This is a genomic window from Tessaracoccus coleopterorum, from assembly GCF_011174705.1.
GTDB lineage: Bacteria > Actinomycetota > Actinomycetes > Propionibacteriales > Propionibacteriaceae > Arachnia > Arachnia coleopterorum.
In genome coordinates, this window is sequence record NZ_JAANIJ010000001.1 from 443,647 (window position 1) to 461,158 (window position 17,512).

Below are 17,512 nucleotides of genomic sequence, written 5' to 3' on the forward strand. Positions count from 1 at the left end.
CCTTTCCTGTCACGCCATGCATACTCTCACACAGACATTGATTTGGTAAGTAAATCTAATGCTCAGCGTATCCCGTGTCGGACAGAGAGAATGGGACGTGACAATGGAGTCAAGCAGCACCAGACGCAGGGTGGTTGCGGCCGCCCTTGCCCTCACCCTCCTGGGTGGCCCCTCGCGGGCTGCTCGCCGGACGGCCGCGAGTCGATCCGGTTCACCTTCAGCAAGCGCGAGGCGATCGGGTTCATGACCGACCTCGTGGCGAAGTACAACGCCTCGCAGGACGACGTTGAGGTGGTGATCGACACCTCGGGCGTCGACGTCGTCTCCGCCAGCTTCGTGCGCGGCAACCCGCCCGACATCATGCTCGGCAACTACAACATGGAGGTGGCCCGCTTCGTGCAGCGCTGCGCCTTGAGCGACCTGGGCGACACCGACGCCGCCGGCCAGATCGAGGACACCTACCAGCCGCTGCTCGACCAGTACGGCAGGTGCGAGGGCCGCACCAGCGCGCTGCCCTACTCGGTGATGGCCGCCTCGGTGATCTACAACAAGGCGATCTTCGCCGAGCACGGCGTCCAGGTGCCCACCACGTGGGCCGAGCTCATCGCCGCCTGCGACAAGCTGTTGGCCGCGGGCGTCACCCCCTTCTACGCGACACTCAAGGATGACTGGACGGTCGGCCAGGGATGGTTCGACTACACCGCGGGCGGCTCCGTCGACGTCATCGACTTCTTCGAGAGGCTCACCGAGGAGGGAACAGACGTCGGCCCCGACTCGGCGACGTCGTTCCAGAAGGACTTCGACGTGCCCATGGAGCGCATGCAGCTCCTTCTCGACAACTACATCAACGACAACGCTGCCAGCCGCGGCTACGGCGACGGCAACCTCGCATTCGCCAACGGCGAGGCCGCCATGTACCTGCAGGGGCCGTGGGCGTTCAGCGAGATCGAGAAGACGGCGCCCGACCTCGAGCTCGGCACGTTCCCGCTGCCCATGACCGACGACCCGGCCGACCTCGGGGTGCGGGTCAACCTCGACCTCGCCGCGATGATCCCCGAGCGCTCCGGCAACCCGGAGGCGGCGCGCGACTTCCTCGAGTACCTGTTCCTCCCGAGAACATCGAGGCCTACAACGCCTCCCAGCTCGGCTTCACGCCCACACAGACCGCGCCCGCCCCGACGACCCCGCATCGCGGGCATGGTCGAGTACGTGGACGCGGGCAGCTTCTACCAGGGGCCGTCGGTGCTGGTGCCCAAGACGATCCCGGTCTTCAACTACGCACAGGCGATGGCGCTCGGCTCCGACCGCTCCCAGATGCTGGCCACCATGGACGCCGACTGGGCCCGCCTGGCCTTCCGCGCCCCCGTCTCGAAGGAGGACGGACGATGAGCGCACAGACCACGTCCAGCACCGGCCAGAAGCTGCGGCACCGCCGCCGGCGCGTCGAGCCGATCTACTACGCCTTCCTCCTGCCTACCCTGCTCCTGTTCACCCTGGCCATCACCCTGCCCGGCGTGATCGGCATCTTCTTCAGCTTCACCGACTCCATCGGCATCGGTGAGTGGAGCTTCAACGGGTTGACGAACTACATCGCCGCCTTCGGAGACCCGGCGATCCTGCAGAGCTACCTGTTCACGTTCGGCTTCTCGCTCGCCACCGTGATCGTGGTCAACGTGGCCGCGTTCCTGCTCGCGGTCGGCCTCACCGCCCGGGTCCGGTTCAAGACGGCGCTCCGCACGATCTTCGTCATCCCCATGGTGATCTCGGGCATCATCATCGCCTACGTCTTCAACTTCCTGTTCTCCAACTCGCTGCCCTCCCTCGGCGCCTCGACGGGCATCGGGTGGTTGAGCTCCAGCCTGCTGGCCAACCCGGATCTGGCCTGGGTCGCGATCGTCATCGTGACCGCGTGGCAGGCCATCCCGGGCACGCTGCTGATCTACATCGCCGGCCTGCTGTCGGTGCCCGGCGACGTGTACGAGGCGGCCAGCATCGACGGCGCCTCCAAGGCCCAGCAGCTGGTGCGGGTCACCCTCCCGCTGGTGGCCGGTTACGTGGTGATCAACGTGATCCTCGGCTTCAAGGGTTTCCTCAACGCCTACGACATCATCGTCGGGCTCACCAACGGCGGCCCAGGCACCGCAACGAGGAGCGTCGCCATGACGATCATCGCCGGCTTCAACGGCGGCGATTACGCCTACCAGATGGCCAACGCGACCATCTTCTTCATCGTCGCCATCCTCATCTCCATCCTGCAGCTCTCGCTGACCCGCGGAAGGAACGCACTGTGATGACCGCCCCCACCACCACCCGCCGGCCGCGGATCCGCATGGAGCGCGTCAACTGGTCTGCCACCATCATCCTGCTCCTGTGCACCGTCACGGTGCTGCTGCCGCTGTATGTCACCATCTCGATGGCCTTCAAGACCACCGGCCAGGCCGTCGACGGCAACGCGTTCTCGCTGCCCGCCCCGTTCAGCATCGACGGCTTCGTCGAGGCGTGGACGCTCACGAAGTTCCCGGTGGGCGCTGGCATCTCGCTGCTGGTGACGGCCTGCACCGTCGTGCTGACGATTCTGCTCGCCGCGTTCGCCTCCTACGCCATCGTCCGCAACTGGGACCGACGGTTGTTCCGCTGGTCGTTCTTCTACCTGCTTGCCGCCATGTTCATCCCGTTCCCGGTGGTGGCGCTCCCCCAGATCCAGCTGACCGGCCGCGTCGGCCTCGACAACCCGTTCGGCGTGATCCTGCTCGCCACCATGTTCCAGCTCAGCTTCAGCGTGCTGCTGTTCACCGCGTTCCTGCGCTCCATCCCCTCGAGCTCGAGGAGAGCGCCCGCATGGACGGCGCGACGACATGGCAGACTTTCTGGAAGCTCATCTTCCCGCTGCTCGCCCCATGAGCGCAACCGTCGGCATCTTCGCCTTCCTGTACGCCTGGAATGACTTCATGATGCCGTCGCTGATCATCTCCGACCCGGCCCTGCAGACCCTCCCTGTGCGGCAGAACCTGTTCCAGAACCAGTTCAGCAACAACTACAACGTCGCCTTCGCCTCCTACCTGATGGCGATGGCACCGGCCATCATCGTCTACCTCTTCACTCAGCGATGGGTGATGGAGGGCGTCACCCAGGGCGCCGTCAAGGGCTGACCCGAACCACCTACCCGAGAAACAAGCGAGGAGTTCCACACACATGTCCAGCACCCTTCCCACCGCGGTCGACGCCGACTGGTGGCGCACCGCCGTCGTCTACCAGGTGTACCCGCGGAGCTTCTCCGACACCAACGGTGACGGGATCGGCGACATCCGCGGCGTCGCCGAGAAGGCCGACTACCTGGCGGGGCTCGGCGTCGACGCCGTCTGGCTCAGCCCGTTCTACCCCTCCGAGCTCGCGGACGGCGGCTACGACGTCGCCGACTACCGCAACGTCGATCCCCGGCTCGGCACCCTGGAGGACTTCGACGCGATGGTCGCGGCGCTGCACGCCCACGACATCCGCGTGATCGTCGATATCGTGCCCAACCACTCCTCCGACCAGCACGTGCTGTTCAAGGCGGCACTCGCCGCGGGCAAGGGGTCGCCGGAGCGCGAGCTGTACATCTTCCGCGACGGGCTCGGCGAGAACAACGAGCTTCCCCTGCCGACTGGAAGTCGGTGTTCGGCGGCCCCGCGTGGGAGCCCGTCGGTGACGGCCAGTGGTACTACCACTTCTTCGCCACCGAGCAGCCCGACTTCAACTGGGACCACCCGGCCGTGCACGCCGAGTTCCTGGAGACCCTCAGGTTCTGGTCCGACCGAGGGGTTGACGGCTACCGCATCGACGTCGCACACGGCCTCAGCAAGGACCTCCCCGAGGTGCTGCCCAGCCAGGCCGAGTTGGACGCGCTTCCCAACGACGACGGCACGCACCCGTTGTGGGACCGCGACGCCGTCCACGACATCTACGCGGAGTGGCGCCAGCTGTTCAACCGGTACGACCCGCCGCGGATCGCCGTCGCGGAGGCGTGGGTGGCCAACGCCGAGCGGCGCGCGAAGTACGCCAGCCAGGAGGGCCTCGGCCAGGCGTTCAACTTCGACCTGCTGGTGGCCGACTTCGACGCGGCCCAGTTCCGCGACATCGTGACGACCAACCTGGAGGAAAGCGAGGCGACCGGGTCGTCGTCGACGTGGGTGCTCTCCAACCACGACGTGGTGCGTCACGCCACCCGCTACGGCCTGGAGCCGCTCAACGGCCGGTTGGTCAAGCAGGGCTCCGCCTGGATCATCGACGGCGCCCCGCCGACCAGCTCGACCGCGAGGGCGGCTCCCGCAAGGCCCGCGCCGCCACGCTGTTCATGCTCGGGCTGCCCGGCAGCTGCTACATCTACCAGGGCGAGGAGCTTGGCCTGCACGAGGTGGGAGACATCGCCGACGCCGACCGCCAGGATCCGGCATTCTTCCGGGGCGCCGATCCCGAGGCGGACGGCCTGGGCCGCGACGGCTGCCGGGTGCCGCTCCCGTGGACCGGTGAGGGCAGCTCGTTCGGGTTCGGCAGCCAGGGCGCACACATCCCGCAGCCGGCCTGGTTCGCGCAGTACGCCGTCGACGTGGAGGAGGCCGACCCTGCCTCGTCGCTGCACCTGTACCGCTCCGCGCTGCACCTGCGCCGCGCGCTGCAGACCGAGGGTCCGCTCGAGTGGGTCGAGACCGGCCGCGACGACGTGCTCCGGTTCCGCCGCGACGGCGGCTGGGAGGTGGTGACCAACTTCGGCACCGGGCCGTTCGCGTTCGGTGAGGGCGAGGTGCTGCTGGCCAGCTCGCCCGTGAAGGACGGGGTGCTCCCGGGCGCCACCACCGTGTGGCTGCGCGTCCAGAACTGATGTGAGGGCGGGCCCCGGATCGCCGATCCGGGGCCCGCCCACATCGCCCGACGACCCGCAGACCAACCGGCCGGCACCCCGCGGGCGACTTTGCCGACCCCATCGCCGGTTGAGCCGGGCCGGCGGCGAGGAACGAGACGCCGCCCGTGTCGAAACCACCCCAACGAGTTGCAGGCACCCGACCATCGCTCCTACCCCAGGCTGTGCCTGGGTACCTGCACCGGGCCGGGAGGGATCGTCGGGGACGACCAGAAGCAGTCGGTTGAGCCGGGCCCGCGGCGAGGAACGAGTCGCCGCCCGTGTCGAAACCACCCCCAACGAGTTGCAGGCACTCAACCACAAGCAGGTCAGCTCTACTCAGGTCTCCGCACCGAGTCGGGAGGCATCGTCGGGGACGACCAGAAGCAGTCGGTTGAGCCGGGCCGGCGGCGAGGTACGAGCCGCCGCCCGTGTCGAAACCACTCCAGACGATGAGCAGGCACCCGACCACAGAAACCTGGGCTCTGCTCGGCCCGGGATCCCGCACCGAGTCGGGAGGCATCGTCGGGACGACCACCAGCAGTCGGTTGAGCCGGGCCGGCGGCGAGGAACGAGACGCCGCCCGTGTCGAAACCACCCCAACGAGTTGCAGGCACTCAACCACAAGCAGGTCAGCTCTACTCAGGTCTCCGCACCAAGTCGGGAGTAGTTTCGACACGGCCCGGCGCTCCGCGCGGGGCCGGCTCAACCGACTGCTGGGGCCGGGCCTCCTACTGTGGTCAGGTCTCCGCACCTAGTCGGGAGTGGTTTCGACACGGCCCGGCGCTCCGCGCGGGGCCGGCTCAACCGACTGCCGGGGCCGGGTTCCTAACTGTGGTCGGAATTCCGCACCGAGCCGGAAGGCATCGTCGGGGACGACCACCAGCAGTCGGTTGAGCCGGGCCCGCGGCGAGGAACGAGACGCCGCCCGTGTCGAAACCACCCCAGACGATGACCAGGCACCCGACCACAGACACCTGGGCTCTGCTCGGCCCGGGATCCCGCACCAAGTCGGGAGTGGTTTCGACACGGCCCGGCGCTCCGCGCGGGGGCCGGCTCAACCGACTACTGGGGCCGGGCCTCCTACTGTGGTCAGGTCTCCGCACCAAGTCGGGAGTGGTTTCGACGCGGCCCGGCCCGCGACCAGCCGCACATCCCCGACGCGGGGCACGGCTCCGCCCCACCCACAATCCGGCGCGCCTGGCCGGTCCCCGCAACCGTCCCGGCGCCGGCCACCTCCCTCACCGCCCGCGGGGTAGCGTGGCGCCATGACAGAAGCGCTGGCTCGTCGCGCCGCCGCGTTCCAGCACACCGGCGCCGAGTACCACCGGCTCCGCCCGCCCTACCCCGATGAGGTCGTCGACTGGGCGCTGGCACCCGACGCCCGCGACGTGCTCGACCTCGGGCCGGCACCGGCCGCCTGACCGACTCGCTGGTGGCCCGCGGGCTCTCCGTGGTCGCCGTCGACCCGTCCGCGTCGATGCTGGCCGTGTTGTCCGCCAACCATCCCGCGCTCACCGTCGTCCGGGCGTCCGCCGAGGACACGGGGCTTCCCGACCGTTCGTTCGACTCGATCTTCGTCGCCCAGGCCTGGCACTGGATCGACCCGGTGGCCGCGTCGGCCGAGGCCGCGCGCCTGCTCCGCCCCGGCGGCTACCTGACCATGATCTGGAACCGGCGCGTGCTCGAGGGGTGGCAGGCCGAGTTCGACGCCCTGCAGGAGGGTGTCCGCGGGATCGACCTGGTCGACGAGCACGACTCGGCCGCCCGGCCACCGTTCGGCAACCGCCGGGAGGTCACCGTCTTCTGGCAGCGGGAGGTACCCGCCGACGACTTCCTGCTCAGCTACACCACCCATTCGCCCTTCCTGCTGGCCGATCCGGCCGAGCAGGCCCGGCGAATGGGAGCGTGGCGCACGCTGCTGGCGGCCAACGCCGGCGACGCCGTCACCGAGCACTACGCGAGCGTCGCGTGGCGCTTCCAACTTCCGGAGGGAGACCGGGATGCGTGACGTTGTCTACTCGCTGTCGCTGTCTGTCGACGGCTACATCTACGGCCCCGACGGCGGCTTCGACTGGTCGGTGCCCGACGAGGGGTGTTCCAGGTCGCCATGGACGAGGTGCTCGGCGTGGACGTCCACCTCCTCGGCACGAGGCTGTACGAGTCGATGGTGTTCTGGGAGACGGCGGAGGCGGAGGCCACGCTCGACCCGCAGGAGATCGAGTTCGCGCGCTTCTGGAAGACGCTGCCGAAGGTGGTCTTCACCCATTCGCTCACCTCCGTCGAGGGCAACACGCGGATCGCGACCGGGTCGCTCGAGGAGGAGATCAACCGGCTCAGGGCCGAGCCCGGAGACGGCGTGATCGCGATCGGCGGGGCCGACCTCGCCGCGCAGGCGGCCGACCTCGGCCTGATCGACGAGTACCGGATGCGCCTCTACCCCGTGCTCGTCGGCGGGGAAGGCCCTACTTCGCCCACCACGGCCGCCGCGAGGATCTCACGCTGGTGGAGAACCGCGTCCTCGACCAGGTGGTGTACCTGCGCTACCGCGTCAGGCGCTGACGGGTCAGGCCCGGCGCAGCGTCACGGCGGCGAGCACCGCGGCGGCCACCATCAGGGCGATGCCGATGCCCGACGTGAGCGTCACGCCGGAGTCGAAGGCGGCCCGCGCCGACTCCAGCAGCTGCTGCGCCAGGTCGGCGGGAAGCTGGGTGGCGACGTCGGTCGCACCGCCGAGCGTCTCCCCGCGCTGAGCTGCTGCTCCGGGGTGAGCCCTGTGGGCAGGACGACGCCGCCGCGGTAGGTGGCGGTGAGCAGGCCGCCCAGCACCGCGGTGCCGAGCACCGACCCCACCTCGTAGGCCGTCTCGGAGATCGCCGAGGCCGCCCCTGCCTTCGTCGCGGGAACGCTGGAGAGGATCAGGTCGTTCGAGATGGTCTCGGCCATCCCGACGCCGGCGCCGAGGATGGCGAACGCGGCAAGCAGGCCGAGGTCGGATCCCGTCTGGCCGCTGGCCGTCACGAGCGCGTAGCCGACCGCGTTGAGCAGCAGGCCTGCGACCACGAGGTGGCCGGCCCGGAACCGCTTCGCGAGCCGGACGACGAGCAGACCGGCGACGATCGTCACGACGAGCCCGGGCAGCAGCACGAGGCCCGCCTCCACAGGGGAGCGGCCCGACACGAGCTGCAGGTGCTGCGACACGAAGAACAGGAACCCGACGAGCGAGAACACGCTCAGCAGGTTGGCGGCCACCGAGCCGCTGAACACCGGGTTGGTGAAGAGCCGCACGTCGAGCATCGGATTGGCGCGGCCGAGCTGACGGCGGACGAACCAGGTGCCTGCGAGCAGGGCGACGGCGACCGCGGCGACCACCGGAAGGCTGAAGCCGTAGATGGCGACCGACTTGATGCTCCACACCAGCGCCGTCATGGCGGTGAGGATGGCGAGGATGCTGAGCGGGTCGATCGGGCCGGGGTTGGGGTCGCGCGACTCGGGCAGCAGCTTCAGCCCGGCCACCAGCAGCGGCAGCAGCAGCGGACGGCGAGCAGGAACACCGAGCCCCACCAGAAGTGCTCGAGCAGGAAGCCGCCGACGATGGGGCCGAGGGCCGCGCCGCCGCTGAACCCCGCGGCCCAGACGGCGATCGCGGTGCGGCGCTCGGTCTGGTCGGTGAAGATGTTGCGGATCAGCGACAGGGTGGCGGGCATCAGCATGGCACCGAAGAACCCCATGGCGGCGCGGGCGGCGATCAGGGCACCGGCCGTCGGGACGAAGGCGGCGACGGCGGAGATGACGGCGAAACCGGTGGCGCCGATCAGCAGCAGGCGACGGCGGCCGAAGCGGTCGCCGAGGCTGCCCATCGGCACCAGGAGGCCCGCCAGCACGAGCGGGTAGATGTCGATGATCCAGAGGAGCTCCTCGCCGGTGGGCTTGAGCGCCTCGGAGATGGCGGGCACGGCGAAGGCGAGGACGGTGTTGTCGATCGCAACCAGGAGCACCGGCAGCATCAGGACGGCCAGCGCGAGCCAGCGCAGCCGCGCCGAGGTCGGGGCCTGGAGTTCGGTGATCGTCATGAGGTGGCTTCGTCTTCCTGGGTTTCGATGTCTGCATGTGGGTGTCTGAGGGGACGTGCCCGCCCCGCTCCCGGGTACCCGTGGGATCGCCCTTGGGCCCATGTCGTGGGCCCGTGCCGTGGGCTCGTGTCGTGGGCTCATGTCGTGGGCCCGTGTCGTGGGCCCGTGTCGTGGGCCCGTGCCGTGGGCCCGTGTCGTGGGCTCATGCCCGACGACCCTTCCGGAAAAATCGGCCAGTAGCCGATTCTGATCGGTCCCGCTGAAAACAACGGCCACCGACCCCTGCTCCCCCTCCCGGAGGCACTCGGAAAAATCGGCCAGTAGCCGATTCTGATCGGTCCCGCTGAAAACAACGGCCACCGACCCCCGCTCCCCCAAGGAGCCGAGCCGCCGTCAGGGAAGCCCGTCCGACCGAATAAGCTTAACCGTCTAGACGGTACAGTTTCAAACGCGGGCCGACGGTGCCGCCACCGTCATCCGCCTCCCGGGGCGTCGATCTCGCCCTGACCCGCTGCGATAGGCTCACCCCATGTCAGCCCGCGACCGCATCCTCGACACGTTCGAGGCCATCCTCACCGCCGAGGGCGAGCGCGGAGCCACGCTTGACGCCGTCGCCGCGAAGGCCGGCGTCTCCAAGGGCGGGCTGTTGTACCACTTCCGCAACCGGGAGGCCCTCGTAGACGGCCTCCTCGACCGGCTGCGCTCCCATGCCGACCGCGACCTGGCCGCCATGGCCGCCGCCCCGAGGGCCGTCGGCCTACTACCTGACCACTTCCGCCGTCACCGGCGGCCCGTTCGACCGGACGATAGTCGCCGCGTCGCGCCTCGGACTCGAGGCGCATCCGCGGGCCCGCGAGACGATCCAGGGCATCCAGAACGACTGGTACGCGCTGCTGCTCGCAGAGGTGGGCGACACAGGGATCGCGCGGGCGATCATGCTGATGGGCGACGGCCTCTACTACAACGCTGCGTTCGCGACGGCGTCGACGAGCGAAGCGACCGACCTCGGCGAACTCATCCGCGTGCTCGACATCCTCAAGAGAAGCGCGACGGCGAAGTAGCGTCAACGCGGCGACGTCGCGACCGTCGTCGGACGGCACCCTCCGACGGGGTAGTGGCCGATACTTCCGACGGGACCGACCAGAAACGGCCACTGGCCCATTTTCCAGAGACCCGCACCGCGCCACCCTCCGACGGGGTAGTGGCCGATACTTCCCACAGGACCGACCAGAAACGGCCACTGGCCCATTTTCCAGAGACCCGCACCGCGTCACCCTCCGACGAGGGTAGTGGCCGATACTTCCCACAGGACCGACCAGAAACGGCCACTGGCCCATTTTCCAGGCGGGCGTGGCGCCTACGAGTCCCCCGAGCGACCCGTCAACTCAGCCCACACCCGGTCGATCTGGGCCCACGTCTGCTCCTTCGGCCCCGAGTTGTCGATCACGTGCGTCGCCACCGCCAGCCGCCGCTCCCGGGTGGCCTGCGCACCGATCCGCGCCAGCGCCTCCTCACCGGTCAACGCGTTGCGCTTCTTCAACCGGGCGACCTGCGTCTCCACCGGAACGTCCGCCACGATGATGGTGTCGAAGCCCTTGTCGAGGCCGGTCTCCACGAGCAGCGGGATCACGGACACCACGACGGCTCCCTCCGGGGCCGCCGCCTCCAACTCCTCGGCCCGCCGTCGCACCAGCGGATGGACGATGGCGTTCAGCGCGGCCCGCGCCCCCGGGTCGGAGAACACCAGGTTCCCCAGCGCCTCCCGATTGAGCGACCCGTCCGTCAGCAGCATCCCGGCACCGAACCGTTCGACGATGGCCGCCAACCCGGCGGTGCCCGGCTCGACGACCTCCCGGGCCAGCAGGTCCGAGTCGACGATGACGGCGCCGAGGCGAGCCAACTCGTCGGCGACGAATGTCTTTCCCGCGGCGATCCCGCCCGTCAGAGCGACCCTCATGCGCAACTCCTGCCCTGCCACACCGGCTCCGCATTCCAGCTGACGGCGTGTCCGCCGGTCAGCGCGATCCTATCGACCCGCCGCGCCGCGCGTCCGCCGCAACGCACCTATTCCGGGGCCCCCGGCTCCGACGGCGTCGGGCCCGACGGCGGGGGTTGCCCATCCGCGGCCTCCGGACGACCCGTGCCTGCCCGACCCGACCGTCGCGGCAGCAGTCGCCGCACCGACAGCGTCGCCAGGCGACGCCCCCATGGCGGGTCGGGCCTTGTGAACGCCCACTCGGGGTCGGTGAGCATCCGCGCGCAGGCCAGGCCCGCCACCATGGCGATCAGCACCAGCACCGTCGAGACGCCGTTTTCCAGGGCGGAGACGACGTCGCGCTGATCGAAGTAGAGCAGCGTCCGCAGCGCCGACGACCCGGGGATCGCCACCAGCACCGTCGGCACCGTCATGACGATCTTCTCCATGTCGAGCAGCCGCCCGACGACGGCGCACGCGAGGCCCATCAGCACGCAGGCGGTGAAGGTGGCCACGTGCACGGGAGCCCCGCCTCCAGCATCAGGAGCCGCGGCACGTTGCCGAGGACGCCGATCAGGCCCGCCGCCACCGCCATCGCCAGCGGGGTGTTGAACATGATGGCCCACCCGAAAACGGCGAAGAAGCTCGCCGCGACCCATGCCGACCACAGCAGCATTCCCGGCCCGGTCAGGTCGGGACGGCGTCGGGCGAGATCCCCGTCGGGACGGCGACGATCCACACGCCGATCGTGATGGCGAGGATCACCGCGGTGGCGTAGCCGAGCCTCGGGATGCCGACGCCGAGGTCGATGCGGGCCACGTCGAGCCCGCCGGTCACGAGCGGGAAGCCCGGGATGAGGAAGATGGCCGCGCAGATGAAGCCGGCCGACAGCCGCGCGCTCGGGTCTCCGGTGATGAGCTCGATGAGGCTGGCCGCCCCGACATAGGTGGCGCAGGCGGTGGCGGCAGACACCAGCACCGTCGCCAGGTGGTTGATGTGCCAGCGCGTGAGCCGGGCCCGGACGGCGAACCCGAGGGCGCCCGCGGGATGACGGCGAGCGCCTCGTGCCACCAGCCGCCGCTGAGCAGGGTGACGGACGCGCAGGCGGCCGCCACCAGGATGACGACGAGCCAGGTGGGGTACTGCGGCGGGGTCGACTCGACGGCGTCGAGCCGCGCCTCCAGCTCGTCGGGCGTGATGGTCGAGCCGTTGAGCTCGCGGGAGAGCTGCTGGAGTTGCGCGATGCGGTGGGAGTTGACGCCGGGGCTGGTGATCTCGGCGACCTGGGTGCGGTAGATCCCACCGATTCCGACGGTGGCGACGATGTTGGTGAAGGTGACCTGCGCGGCGAAGGAGTCGAGGCCGAGCGCGAAGGCGGCGGAGCGCATCAGTTCACGCACCCGCAGCCCGCTGGTGCCCGAGCCGAGCATCTGGATCCCCGCTCGGACGACGAGTTCACTCAGGCGGATCAGCTCGCGCGGCTCGAGGTGCGCCTCGGCCGTCCCTGGGAGCGACTCGGATTCCATGGCTGACAACTTACTTCCTCGTCCCTCGCGACGACCAACCACCCCCGGGGGGGCGGGGAGCCGGAGGGCGGACGATCCCGCGCGCGACCTCCCAAAATCGACCAGTGGCCCATTCTGACCGGTCCGCTTCACAGGATCGACCACACCCCCCCCACCCGACCCCATCAAAATCGACCAGTGGCCCATTCTGACCGACCCGCCCCACCCCGGGACGAAAGCCCCACTCTGGCCCACCCGCCCCACCCCGGGAGGAAACCTCCCACCCATCCGGGACATCCGTCCCGTGACGCCCGGGACACCCACGGCCGACCCTGGAATCACTCGCACTCCCAGGAGCCCCAGCCATGTACAACGCAACCCCCGCCCCAGCGGGCACGTACCCGCCTCCCCGGGCCTCACCCCGGCCCGGCCTCGACCTTGCCCGTCACGACGGCGTGCAGCTCGTCGCGCTCGGCGCGGTCACCCTGGTCGGCGGCGGCTTCCTCGCCGCGATGTTCGCCGTGCAGGCGCAGGGCGGATCCGGCGACCCCTGGGGCCCCTGAACGACCTCACCGGCGCCGTAGGAAACCTCCTCCTCGCGCCGCTGGTCCCACGCCTCAGCCGCGGCGCCGCCCGGACGATCGGCTCCCGCGTCTTCGTGCGCGTCATCCAGGCGGCCACCCTCATCGGCGCCGCAGGCTCCATCCTCCTGGTGGCCCGGCGGCTGTCGTTCGAGGCATCGACGACGATCTCGCTCCTCATCGTCGTGCTGCAGATGGCGTGGATGATCTGGCTCTGCCGTGCCTGGCGCCGCGACCGCACCGTCCCGCCGATCGTCCACCGCTCCGGCACCGGCATCGCCGTCGGGTCGCGATCGACGGCCGCGACCTCAACGGCCCGGGCGACATCGTCGGAGAGTCCGTCCTCTTGACGGCGGGCGGCCGGGCCGACCTCGAGCTGACCATCCCCGACGGCGGCGCCCGCGTCGAGTTCGCCGGGGCGTCGCTCGCCCTCGGCTCCCCCGACGCACCCCGCACCAGGCCGCCGTCGCAACGGATCGACCTGCTCAGCTACGGCGAGCCCCTCCCGATGCCTGCCGACGTCGACCGCCCCGTCCGCACCTTCGAGTACCGCATCGGCCGCCGCTTCGGCCTGCTGGACGGGCGCCCCGGCTCGTGGTGGACCATCAACGGAGGCATCTACCCGGACGTGCCGATGTTCATGGTCCGTGAGGGTGAGCGGGTGCGGTTCGTCATCTCCAACGATTCGGGTGAGGTGCACCCCATGCACCTGCACGGCCACCACCTGCTGGTTGTCTCCCGCAACGGGGTCCGTTCGACGGGCTCACCGTGGGTGGTCGACTCGCTCAACGTCGAGGACGGCGACACGTACGAGGTGTCGCTGCTGGCCGACAACCCGGGCATCTGGATGGACCACTGCCACAACCTGCCGCACGCCGCGCAGGGCCTGGTGACGCACCTGTCCTCCATCGGCTACGAGACGCCGTTCCTGGTCGGCGGGATGCACGGCAACCGGCCGGAGTGAGTCGGAGGGGCTCACCCCAGCCCGGCCTGCCGCGCCTTCTCGATGGCCCCGGCCCGGTCGGCGGCCTGCAGCTTGACGAGGATCGTGGAGACGAGGTTCCGCACCGTCTTGTCGGCGATCCCGAGGTGGGCCGCGATCCTCGGGTTGTCCCAGCCGCGGGCCAGCAGCCCGAGCGCCTCGTGTTCCCGCGCCGTCAGCCCCGCGAACTGACGGCGCGCGTCCGCGCCCGCCACCATGGTCGCGAGGCGGGCCGCGAGGGAGGCGGAGAAGATGATGTCGCCGACGGCCACCGCGCGGATCGCGGCCAGGGTCGCCTCCGGCTCGGCCGTCTTCGTGACGAAGCCCGGGCCCCGGCCAGGACGGCGTCGGCGACGGTGGCGTCGTCCAGCATGGTGAGCATCAGCACCCGCGCGTCCGGGCGCGCCGCGATGATCTGCCGGGTGGCCTCGACGCCGTCGATCCCGGGCAGGTTGACGTCCATCACGACGACGTCGGGCACCAGTTCGGCGGCCAGCCGCACCGCCTCGGGCCCGTCGACGGCCTGCCCGACGACGCCGAGATCGGGGGTGAGGCGCAGCAGCCCGACGAGCCCCTCCCGGTAGAGGGGATGGTCGTCGACGACGAGCACCCGCACGGGCCGCCCGTTCATGACGACGCCCCGATGGGCAGCCGGGCCAGCACCCGCGCCCCGCCCCCCTCCCGTGCCGCGACGGTGCACGTGCCGCCGAGTTCGGTGGCCCGCTCCCGCATGCCCGTGATGCCGATGCCCGCGTGGAAGTCGGCGGCGGGGCCCACCCCGTCGTCGGTCACCTCGATCTCCAGGTGGCCGTCGGTCACCGCGAGCCGCACGAGACAGTGGTCGGCCGACGCGTGGCGGGCGGCGTTGTCGAGGGCGGCGGCGACGATCCGGTAGGCGGCCGCCTCCACCGGCGGGAGAGCGCGCCGCTCGCGACGCAGGCGGGCTCGACGTCGAACCCGACGCTCAGCGGTGCGGTCGTGGCGGCCCGCTCCTCCAGCGCCCGCAGCAGCCCTACCTCGTCGAGCACGGGTGGGCGCAGGTCGTAGGCGAGCCGTCGGACGGTCTCGGCAGCGTGGGTGGCGTCGTGCCCGATCCGGTCGAGCACCTCGGCCACCTCCGGCGCCTGCGTCACGGTGAGCAGCCGCACCGCCTGCACGCGCAGCGGGATGGCGGCCATCGCGGGGCCGACGTCGTCGTGCAGGGTGCGGCGCATCGCCCGGCGTTCCTCCTCCCGCGCCAGCACGAGCCTGGCCCGTGATTCGCGCAGTTCGGCGTCGAGCCGCTCCTGGTGCACGGCGGCGGCCACCTGGTCGCCGACGTTGCGCAGCAGGTCTCGTTCCGCCGGGGAGAACCGCCCGCCGCGGCCGCGGGTGGCGATCAGCAGGTCGCCGACCCTCGCGTCGGCGTGCCGCAGCTCCTGGGTGAGGATCCGCTCGGCGTCCTCGGGAGCGACCCCGCTCTCCGCGGGTGCGACGCCGTCGGCCAGCACCGCGATGTAGCCGACGCGGAAGGCGCTGCGCAGGTCGTCGGCGACGTCGCGCCAGGCGATCTGCCTGGCCGCGAGCAGCCCGGTGAGCCTGGCCAGCGCGGCATATGGATCGTCCCGGTCACCGTAGAGGGCGCGGCTCACCCACCGCTCGAGCATGATCCGGGCGGGAGTGACCAGTATCGCGACGGCGACGGCGCCCGCCACCGTCATCGCGGTGGTGGAGGGCCCGGCGAAGAGGCTGGTGAGGGTGGCGACGGTGAGCAGGTAGACGGTGACGCTGACGGTTACCAGCCCGGCGTACACCATGCTGCGGGCCAGCACGACGTCGAGATCGAACAGGCGGTGCCGGCTCATCGCGACGCCCATGCCGAACGCGAACGCCAGCCCGGGCAGCCCGATCAGTTCCCTCGGCAGGAGCACCTGGCCGGTGAGCACAGACGGGATCATCCACAGCCCCATCGCGAGGGTGAGCGACACCATCCCCGAGCCGCCGAGCCACAACACCTGTTGCCGCTCGACGACGTTGGTGCCCGTGCGCCGGGTGTGGGCCAGCCGGATCACCAGCAGCACTGCGGAGCAGCCCACCAGGATCGCGGTGAACCAGTTCTGCACGAGGACGGCCTGCCCCATCCAGCCGGGCGAGCCGTGCCCCGCACCGGCGACGGCCGCCGTCGCCAGGTATGCCAGCCCGGCCCCCAGGTGAGCAGCGTCCTCGCCGGGGCCCTGCCGAGGGCCGGGAGGAGCGGGGTCGGGGTCTGCAGCGCCCACGTGAGAAGCGCACCCCACCCGAGCGTGTAGACGAGGCCGACATTGAGCTCGAACAGCCAGCGCGCCGCCCCTCCGAAGGCCCACGACGGGGGCAGCCCCACCATCGTCACGACCGTGCTGCCCAACAGCGCGGAGGAGAAGGCGAGGTTGGACGCAACCGACGGGTCGCTGGGGCGGCGGGTCGTCGCGAAGGCGCTCAGCGCGAAGAGGACGGCGACGAACACGATGGTGCCGCCCGCCTCCCACAACTGCGCGGCAAGCAACCCGGCCTGGGGCACCCGTTCCAGCATGGTGACGGCGCCGTCGACGGTGAGCTCCACCCCGCCTCCGACGGTGGCCGCGTCGGTGACGAGCCCCGGTGGCAGGGCGCAGTCGGGGTGGACGGCGGGCACGACACCGTCGTCGCGGAACACCCCGATCGACGGCTGGAGCCAGGCGCATTCGGCGGGCACCGTCAGGCGGAGCCCGAGGTAGGTGACGGCGGCGCTGCCTGCCAGCAGCGTGACGGAGAGCGACTCCCAGTGGAGGGTCGCCCCGGGTGAGGGGCGGCGCTGTCAGCGTCCCGTGAGGAGTACACGGCGTTGCCGCTCGTACTGGCGTCTCCCGTAGTAGCGCCACACCAGCCGCACCGGGCCGGGCAGGTTCTTGCGCACCCACGTGGCGCCGCCGTCGGGTTGTGCGGCGATGATCGCCCCACCATCGGGAACATCTCGCCTCTGGGGTGGCGCCCGTCCGTGCCTGGCCGCGGCCTCCATGTGCTCCTGCTCGAGCACCTCCTCCATGACGGGCACGATGTTGGCCTCCTCGTCGGGCAGGTGCACGGCGAGGGCCTCGTTGATGCCGGCGAGCGCGGCGAGGACGGGGCGGGCGTCGGCCGCGCGTCCGCTGACTCCCCATGCGGGAAGGGAGGCGTCGAGGTCGTTGAGGTGCACGAGCATGGTGGCGTGCTGCTGCTTCATCCGCCCGACGTGCAGGGCGCATCCGGGGGCCCGGCCGGTGAGCTCGTCCCACAGGTTGGCGTCCTCGAACTCGTGGTGCGCATGGAGCGACCTGGAGAGCCCCGCGAGGTGGGTGGCAACGGCCGTGGCGTGCTGCGCATCACCCGCGGCCACACCACCCACCAACGCGGCCCCCTCACCGAACCCCGCCTTGTAGTAGCGATGGATCTCGGCCATTCCGCTGGCGTCACACGGCATCTCGTCCCCTGCTCTGCCGGGCGTCCGCCCGGCAGGGTCAAGGTAAATCAGGCGCGCCCGGATGAA

Annotated in this window: 23 protein-coding genes and 5 pseudogenes; 15 read left to right on the forward strand and 13 right to left on the reverse strand. The window is 70.6% G+C overall.

What is annotated here, in order from left to right:
- Window positions 1–90: 90 nt before the first annotated feature.
- From G7085_RS02805 to G7085_RS31895, 10 genes and pseudogenes are all read left to right on the forward strand, one after another.
- A complete protein-coding gene (locus G7085_RS02805; RefSeq protein WP_197509894.1) occupies window positions 91–1,389 on the forward strand; it encodes an ABC transporter substrate-binding protein in 1,299 nt (432 codons plus the stop codon).
- Window positions 1,386–2,291, forward strand: coding sequence for a carbohydrate ABC transporter permease (locus tag G7085_RS02810; protein WP_197509895.1), 906 nt, complete (start codon window positions 1,386–1,388; stop codon window positions 2,289–2,291). The genes G7085_RS02805 and G7085_RS02810 overlap by 4 nt, the downstream gene beginning before the upstream one ends.
- Window positions 2,291–2,944 carry a carbohydrate ABC transporter permease gene (locus tag G7085_RS02815; RefSeq protein WP_197509896.1) on the forward strand — a complete coding sequence of 218 codons (654 nt, stop codon included), beginning with the start codon at window positions 2,291–2,293 and terminating at the stop codon, window positions 2,942–2,944. Before G7085_RS02810 ends, G7085_RS02815 begins: the two co-directional genes overlap by 1 nt.
- On the forward strand, window positions 2,898–3,149 hold the full coding sequence (locus tag G7085_RS02820; RefSeq protein WP_197509897.1) for an ABC transporter permease family protein: 252 nt from the start codon (window positions 2,898–2,900) through the stop codon (window positions 3,147–3,149). The genes G7085_RS02815 and G7085_RS02820 overlap by 47 nt, the downstream gene beginning before the upstream one ends.
- Before the next feature lie 43 nt (window positions 3,150–3,192).
- Window positions 3,193–3,561: pseudogene (locus tag G7085_RS29230) on the forward strand (alpha-amylase family glycosyl hydrolase); the annotation flags it as partial.
- 92 nt (window positions 3,562–3,653) lie between these two features.
- Window positions 3,654–4,151 (forward strand): annotated as a pseudogene (locus G7085_RS31885) (alpha-amylase family glycosyl hydrolase); the annotation flags it as partial.
- A gap of 14 nt (window positions 4,152–4,165) precedes the next feature.
- The gene (locus G7085_RS31890; protein WP_331716049.1) at window positions 4,166–4,858 is read left to right on the forward strand and encodes an alpha-amylase family glycosyl hydrolase; all 693 of its coding nucleotides are present in this window, start codon (window positions 4,166–4,168) and stop codon (window positions 4,856–4,858) included.
- A gap of 1,286 nt (window positions 4,859–6,144) precedes the next feature.
- Window positions 6,145–6,300, forward strand: coding sequence for a hypothetical protein (locus tag G7085_RS02830; protein WP_197509898.1), 156 nt, complete (start codon window positions 6,145–6,147; stop codon window positions 6,298–6,300).
- Between the two features lie 11 nt (window positions 6,301–6,311).
- Entirely contained in the window at window positions 6,312–6,887 is a 576-nt protein-coding gene (locus G7085_RS02835; protein ID WP_197509899.1) for a class I SAM-dependent methyltransferase, read from the forward strand.
- Between the two features lie 156 nt (window positions 6,888–7,043).
- Window positions 7,044–7,343 (forward strand): annotated as a pseudogene (locus G7085_RS31895) (dihydrofolate reductase family protein); the annotation flags it as partial.
- A 176-nt stretch (window positions 7,344–7,519) separates the two neighbouring features.
- Here G7085_RS31895 and G7085_RS31900 read toward each other — a convergent pair.
- Complete coding sequence (locus tag G7085_RS31900) at window positions 7,520–8,440, reverse strand: MFS transporter (protein WP_331715433.1); 921 nt, start codon at window positions 8,438–8,440, stop codon at window positions 7,520–7,522.
- The gene (locus G7085_RS23595; RefSeq protein WP_231979164.1) at window positions 8,380–8,949 is read right to left on the reverse strand and encodes an MFS transporter; all 570 of its coding nucleotides are present in this window, start codon (window positions 8,947–8,949) and stop codon (window positions 8,380–8,382) included. Before G7085_RS23595 ends, G7085_RS31900 begins: the two co-directional genes overlap by 61 nt.
- A 529-nt stretch (window positions 8,950–9,478) precedes the next feature.
- On the opposite strand from G7085_RS23595, the pseudogene G7085_RS29240 reads away from it, so the two are divergent.
- Both G7085_RS29240 and G7085_RS02855 read left to right on the forward strand, forming a co-directional pair.
- Window positions 9,479–9,571, forward strand: a pseudogene (locus tag G7085_RS29240) (TetR/AcrR family transcriptional regulator); the annotation flags it as partial.
- Between the two features lie 85 nt (window positions 9,572–9,656).
- On the forward strand, window positions 9,657–10,010 hold the full coding sequence (locus G7085_RS02855) for a hypothetical protein (protein WP_197509900.1): 354 nt from the start codon (window positions 9,657–9,659) through the stop codon (window positions 10,008–10,010).
- Between the two features lie 296 nt (window positions 10,011–10,306).
- Here G7085_RS02855 and coaE read toward each other — a convergent pair whose 3' ends face one another.
- The 5 genes and pseudogenes from coaE to G7085_RS31905 form a co-directional block, all read right to left on the reverse strand.
- Complete coding sequence (gene coaE / locus G7085_RS02860) at window positions 10,307–10,906, reverse strand: dephospho-CoA kinase (protein WP_197509901.1); 600 nt, start codon at window positions 10,904–10,906, stop codon at window positions 10,307–10,309.
- 107 nt (window positions 10,907–11,013) lie between these two features.
- Complete coding sequence (locus tag G7085_RS02865) at window positions 11,014–11,439, reverse strand: threonine/serine exporter family protein (protein ID WP_197509902.1); 426 nt, start codon at window positions 11,437–11,439, stop codon at window positions 11,014–11,016.
- The gene (locus tag G7085_RS02870; protein ID WP_197509903.1) at window positions 11,412–11,600 is read right to left on the reverse strand and encodes a threonine/serine exporter family protein; all 189 of its coding nucleotides are present in this window, start codon (window positions 11,598–11,600) and stop codon (window positions 11,412–11,414) included. Before G7085_RS02870 ends, G7085_RS02865 begins: the two co-directional genes overlap by 28 nt.
- 11 nt (window positions 11,601–11,611) lie before the next feature.
- A complete protein-coding gene (locus tag G7085_RS29245) occupies window positions 11,612–11,995 on the reverse strand; it encodes a threonine/serine exporter family protein (protein ID WP_331715434.1) in 384 nt (127 codons plus the stop codon).
- Window positions 11,989–12,726 (reverse strand): annotated as a pseudogene (locus tag G7085_RS31905) (threonine/serine exporter family protein); the annotation flags it as partial. The pseudogene G7085_RS31905 and the gene G7085_RS29245, both read right to left, overlap by 7 nt.
- A 68-nt stretch (window positions 12,727–12,794) precedes the next feature.
- On the opposite strand from G7085_RS31905, the gene G7085_RS02880 reads away from it, so the two are divergent.
- The 3 genes from G7085_RS02880 to G7085_RS02890 all read left to right on the forward strand — a co-directional run bounded on the left by G7085_RS02880 (window position 12,795) and on the right by G7085_RS02890 (window position 13,974).
- Window positions 12,795–12,992, forward strand: coding sequence for a hypothetical protein (locus G7085_RS02880; protein WP_197509905.1), 198 nt, complete (start codon window positions 12,795–12,797; stop codon window positions 12,990–12,992).
- 95 nt (window positions 12,993–13,087) lie between these two features.
- On the forward strand, window positions 13,088–13,360 hold the full coding sequence (locus tag G7085_RS02885; RefSeq protein ID WP_197509906.1) for a hypothetical protein: 273 nt from the start codon (window positions 13,088–13,090) through the stop codon (window positions 13,358–13,360).
- Window positions 13,357–13,974 carry a multicopper oxidase domain-containing protein gene (locus G7085_RS02890; RefSeq protein WP_197509907.1) on the forward strand — a complete coding sequence of 206 codons (618 nt, stop codon included), beginning with the start codon at window positions 13,357–13,359 and terminating at the stop codon, window positions 13,972–13,974. The genes G7085_RS02885 and G7085_RS02890 overlap by 4 nt, the downstream gene beginning before the upstream one ends.
- A gap of 11 nt (window positions 13,975–13,985) precedes the next feature.
- Here G7085_RS02890 and G7085_RS23605 read toward each other — a convergent pair whose 3' ends face one another.
- The 6 genes from G7085_RS23605 to G7085_RS02915 all read right to left on the reverse strand — a co-directional run bounded on the left by G7085_RS23605 (window position 13,986) and on the right by G7085_RS02915 (window position 17,425).
- On the reverse strand, window positions 13,986–14,210 hold the full coding sequence (locus G7085_RS23605) for a helix-turn-helix domain-containing protein (protein ID WP_231979165.1): 225 nt from the start codon (window positions 14,208–14,210) through the stop codon (window positions 13,986–13,988).
- Window positions 14,168–14,623: a response regulator gene (locus tag G7085_RS02895; protein ID WP_231979166.1), complete on the reverse strand. Its 456-nt coding sequence runs from the start codon at window positions 14,621–14,623 to the stop codon at window positions 14,168–14,170. The genes G7085_RS23605 and G7085_RS02895 overlap by 43 nt, the downstream gene beginning before the upstream one ends.
- A complete protein-coding gene (locus G7085_RS02900) occupies window positions 14,620–14,901 on the reverse strand; it encodes an ATP-binding protein (RefSeq protein ID WP_197509908.1) in 282 nt (93 codons plus the stop codon). Before G7085_RS02900 ends, G7085_RS02895 begins: the two co-directional genes overlap by 4 nt.
- Entirely contained in the window at window positions 14,808–16,112 is a 1,305-nt protein-coding gene (locus G7085_RS31910; RefSeq protein ID WP_197509909.1) for a histidine kinase, read from the reverse strand. The genes G7085_RS02900 and G7085_RS31910 overlap by 94 nt, the downstream gene beginning before the upstream one ends.
- Window positions 16,040–16,702 (reverse strand): hypothetical protein, encoded by a 663-nt coding sequence (locus G7085_RS02910; protein ID WP_197509910.1) that lies wholly within the window; start codon window positions 16,700–16,702, stop codon window positions 16,040–16,042. Before G7085_RS02910 ends, G7085_RS31910 begins: the two co-directional genes overlap by 73 nt.
- A gap of 102 nt (window positions 16,703–16,804) precedes the next feature.
- The gene (locus G7085_RS02915; RefSeq protein ID WP_197509911.1) at window positions 16,805–17,425 is read right to left on the reverse strand and encodes a hemerythrin domain-containing protein; all 621 of its coding nucleotides are present in this window, start codon (window positions 17,423–17,425) and stop codon (window positions 16,805–16,807) included.
- Between the last annotated feature and the right edge of the window lie 87 nt (window positions 17,426–17,512).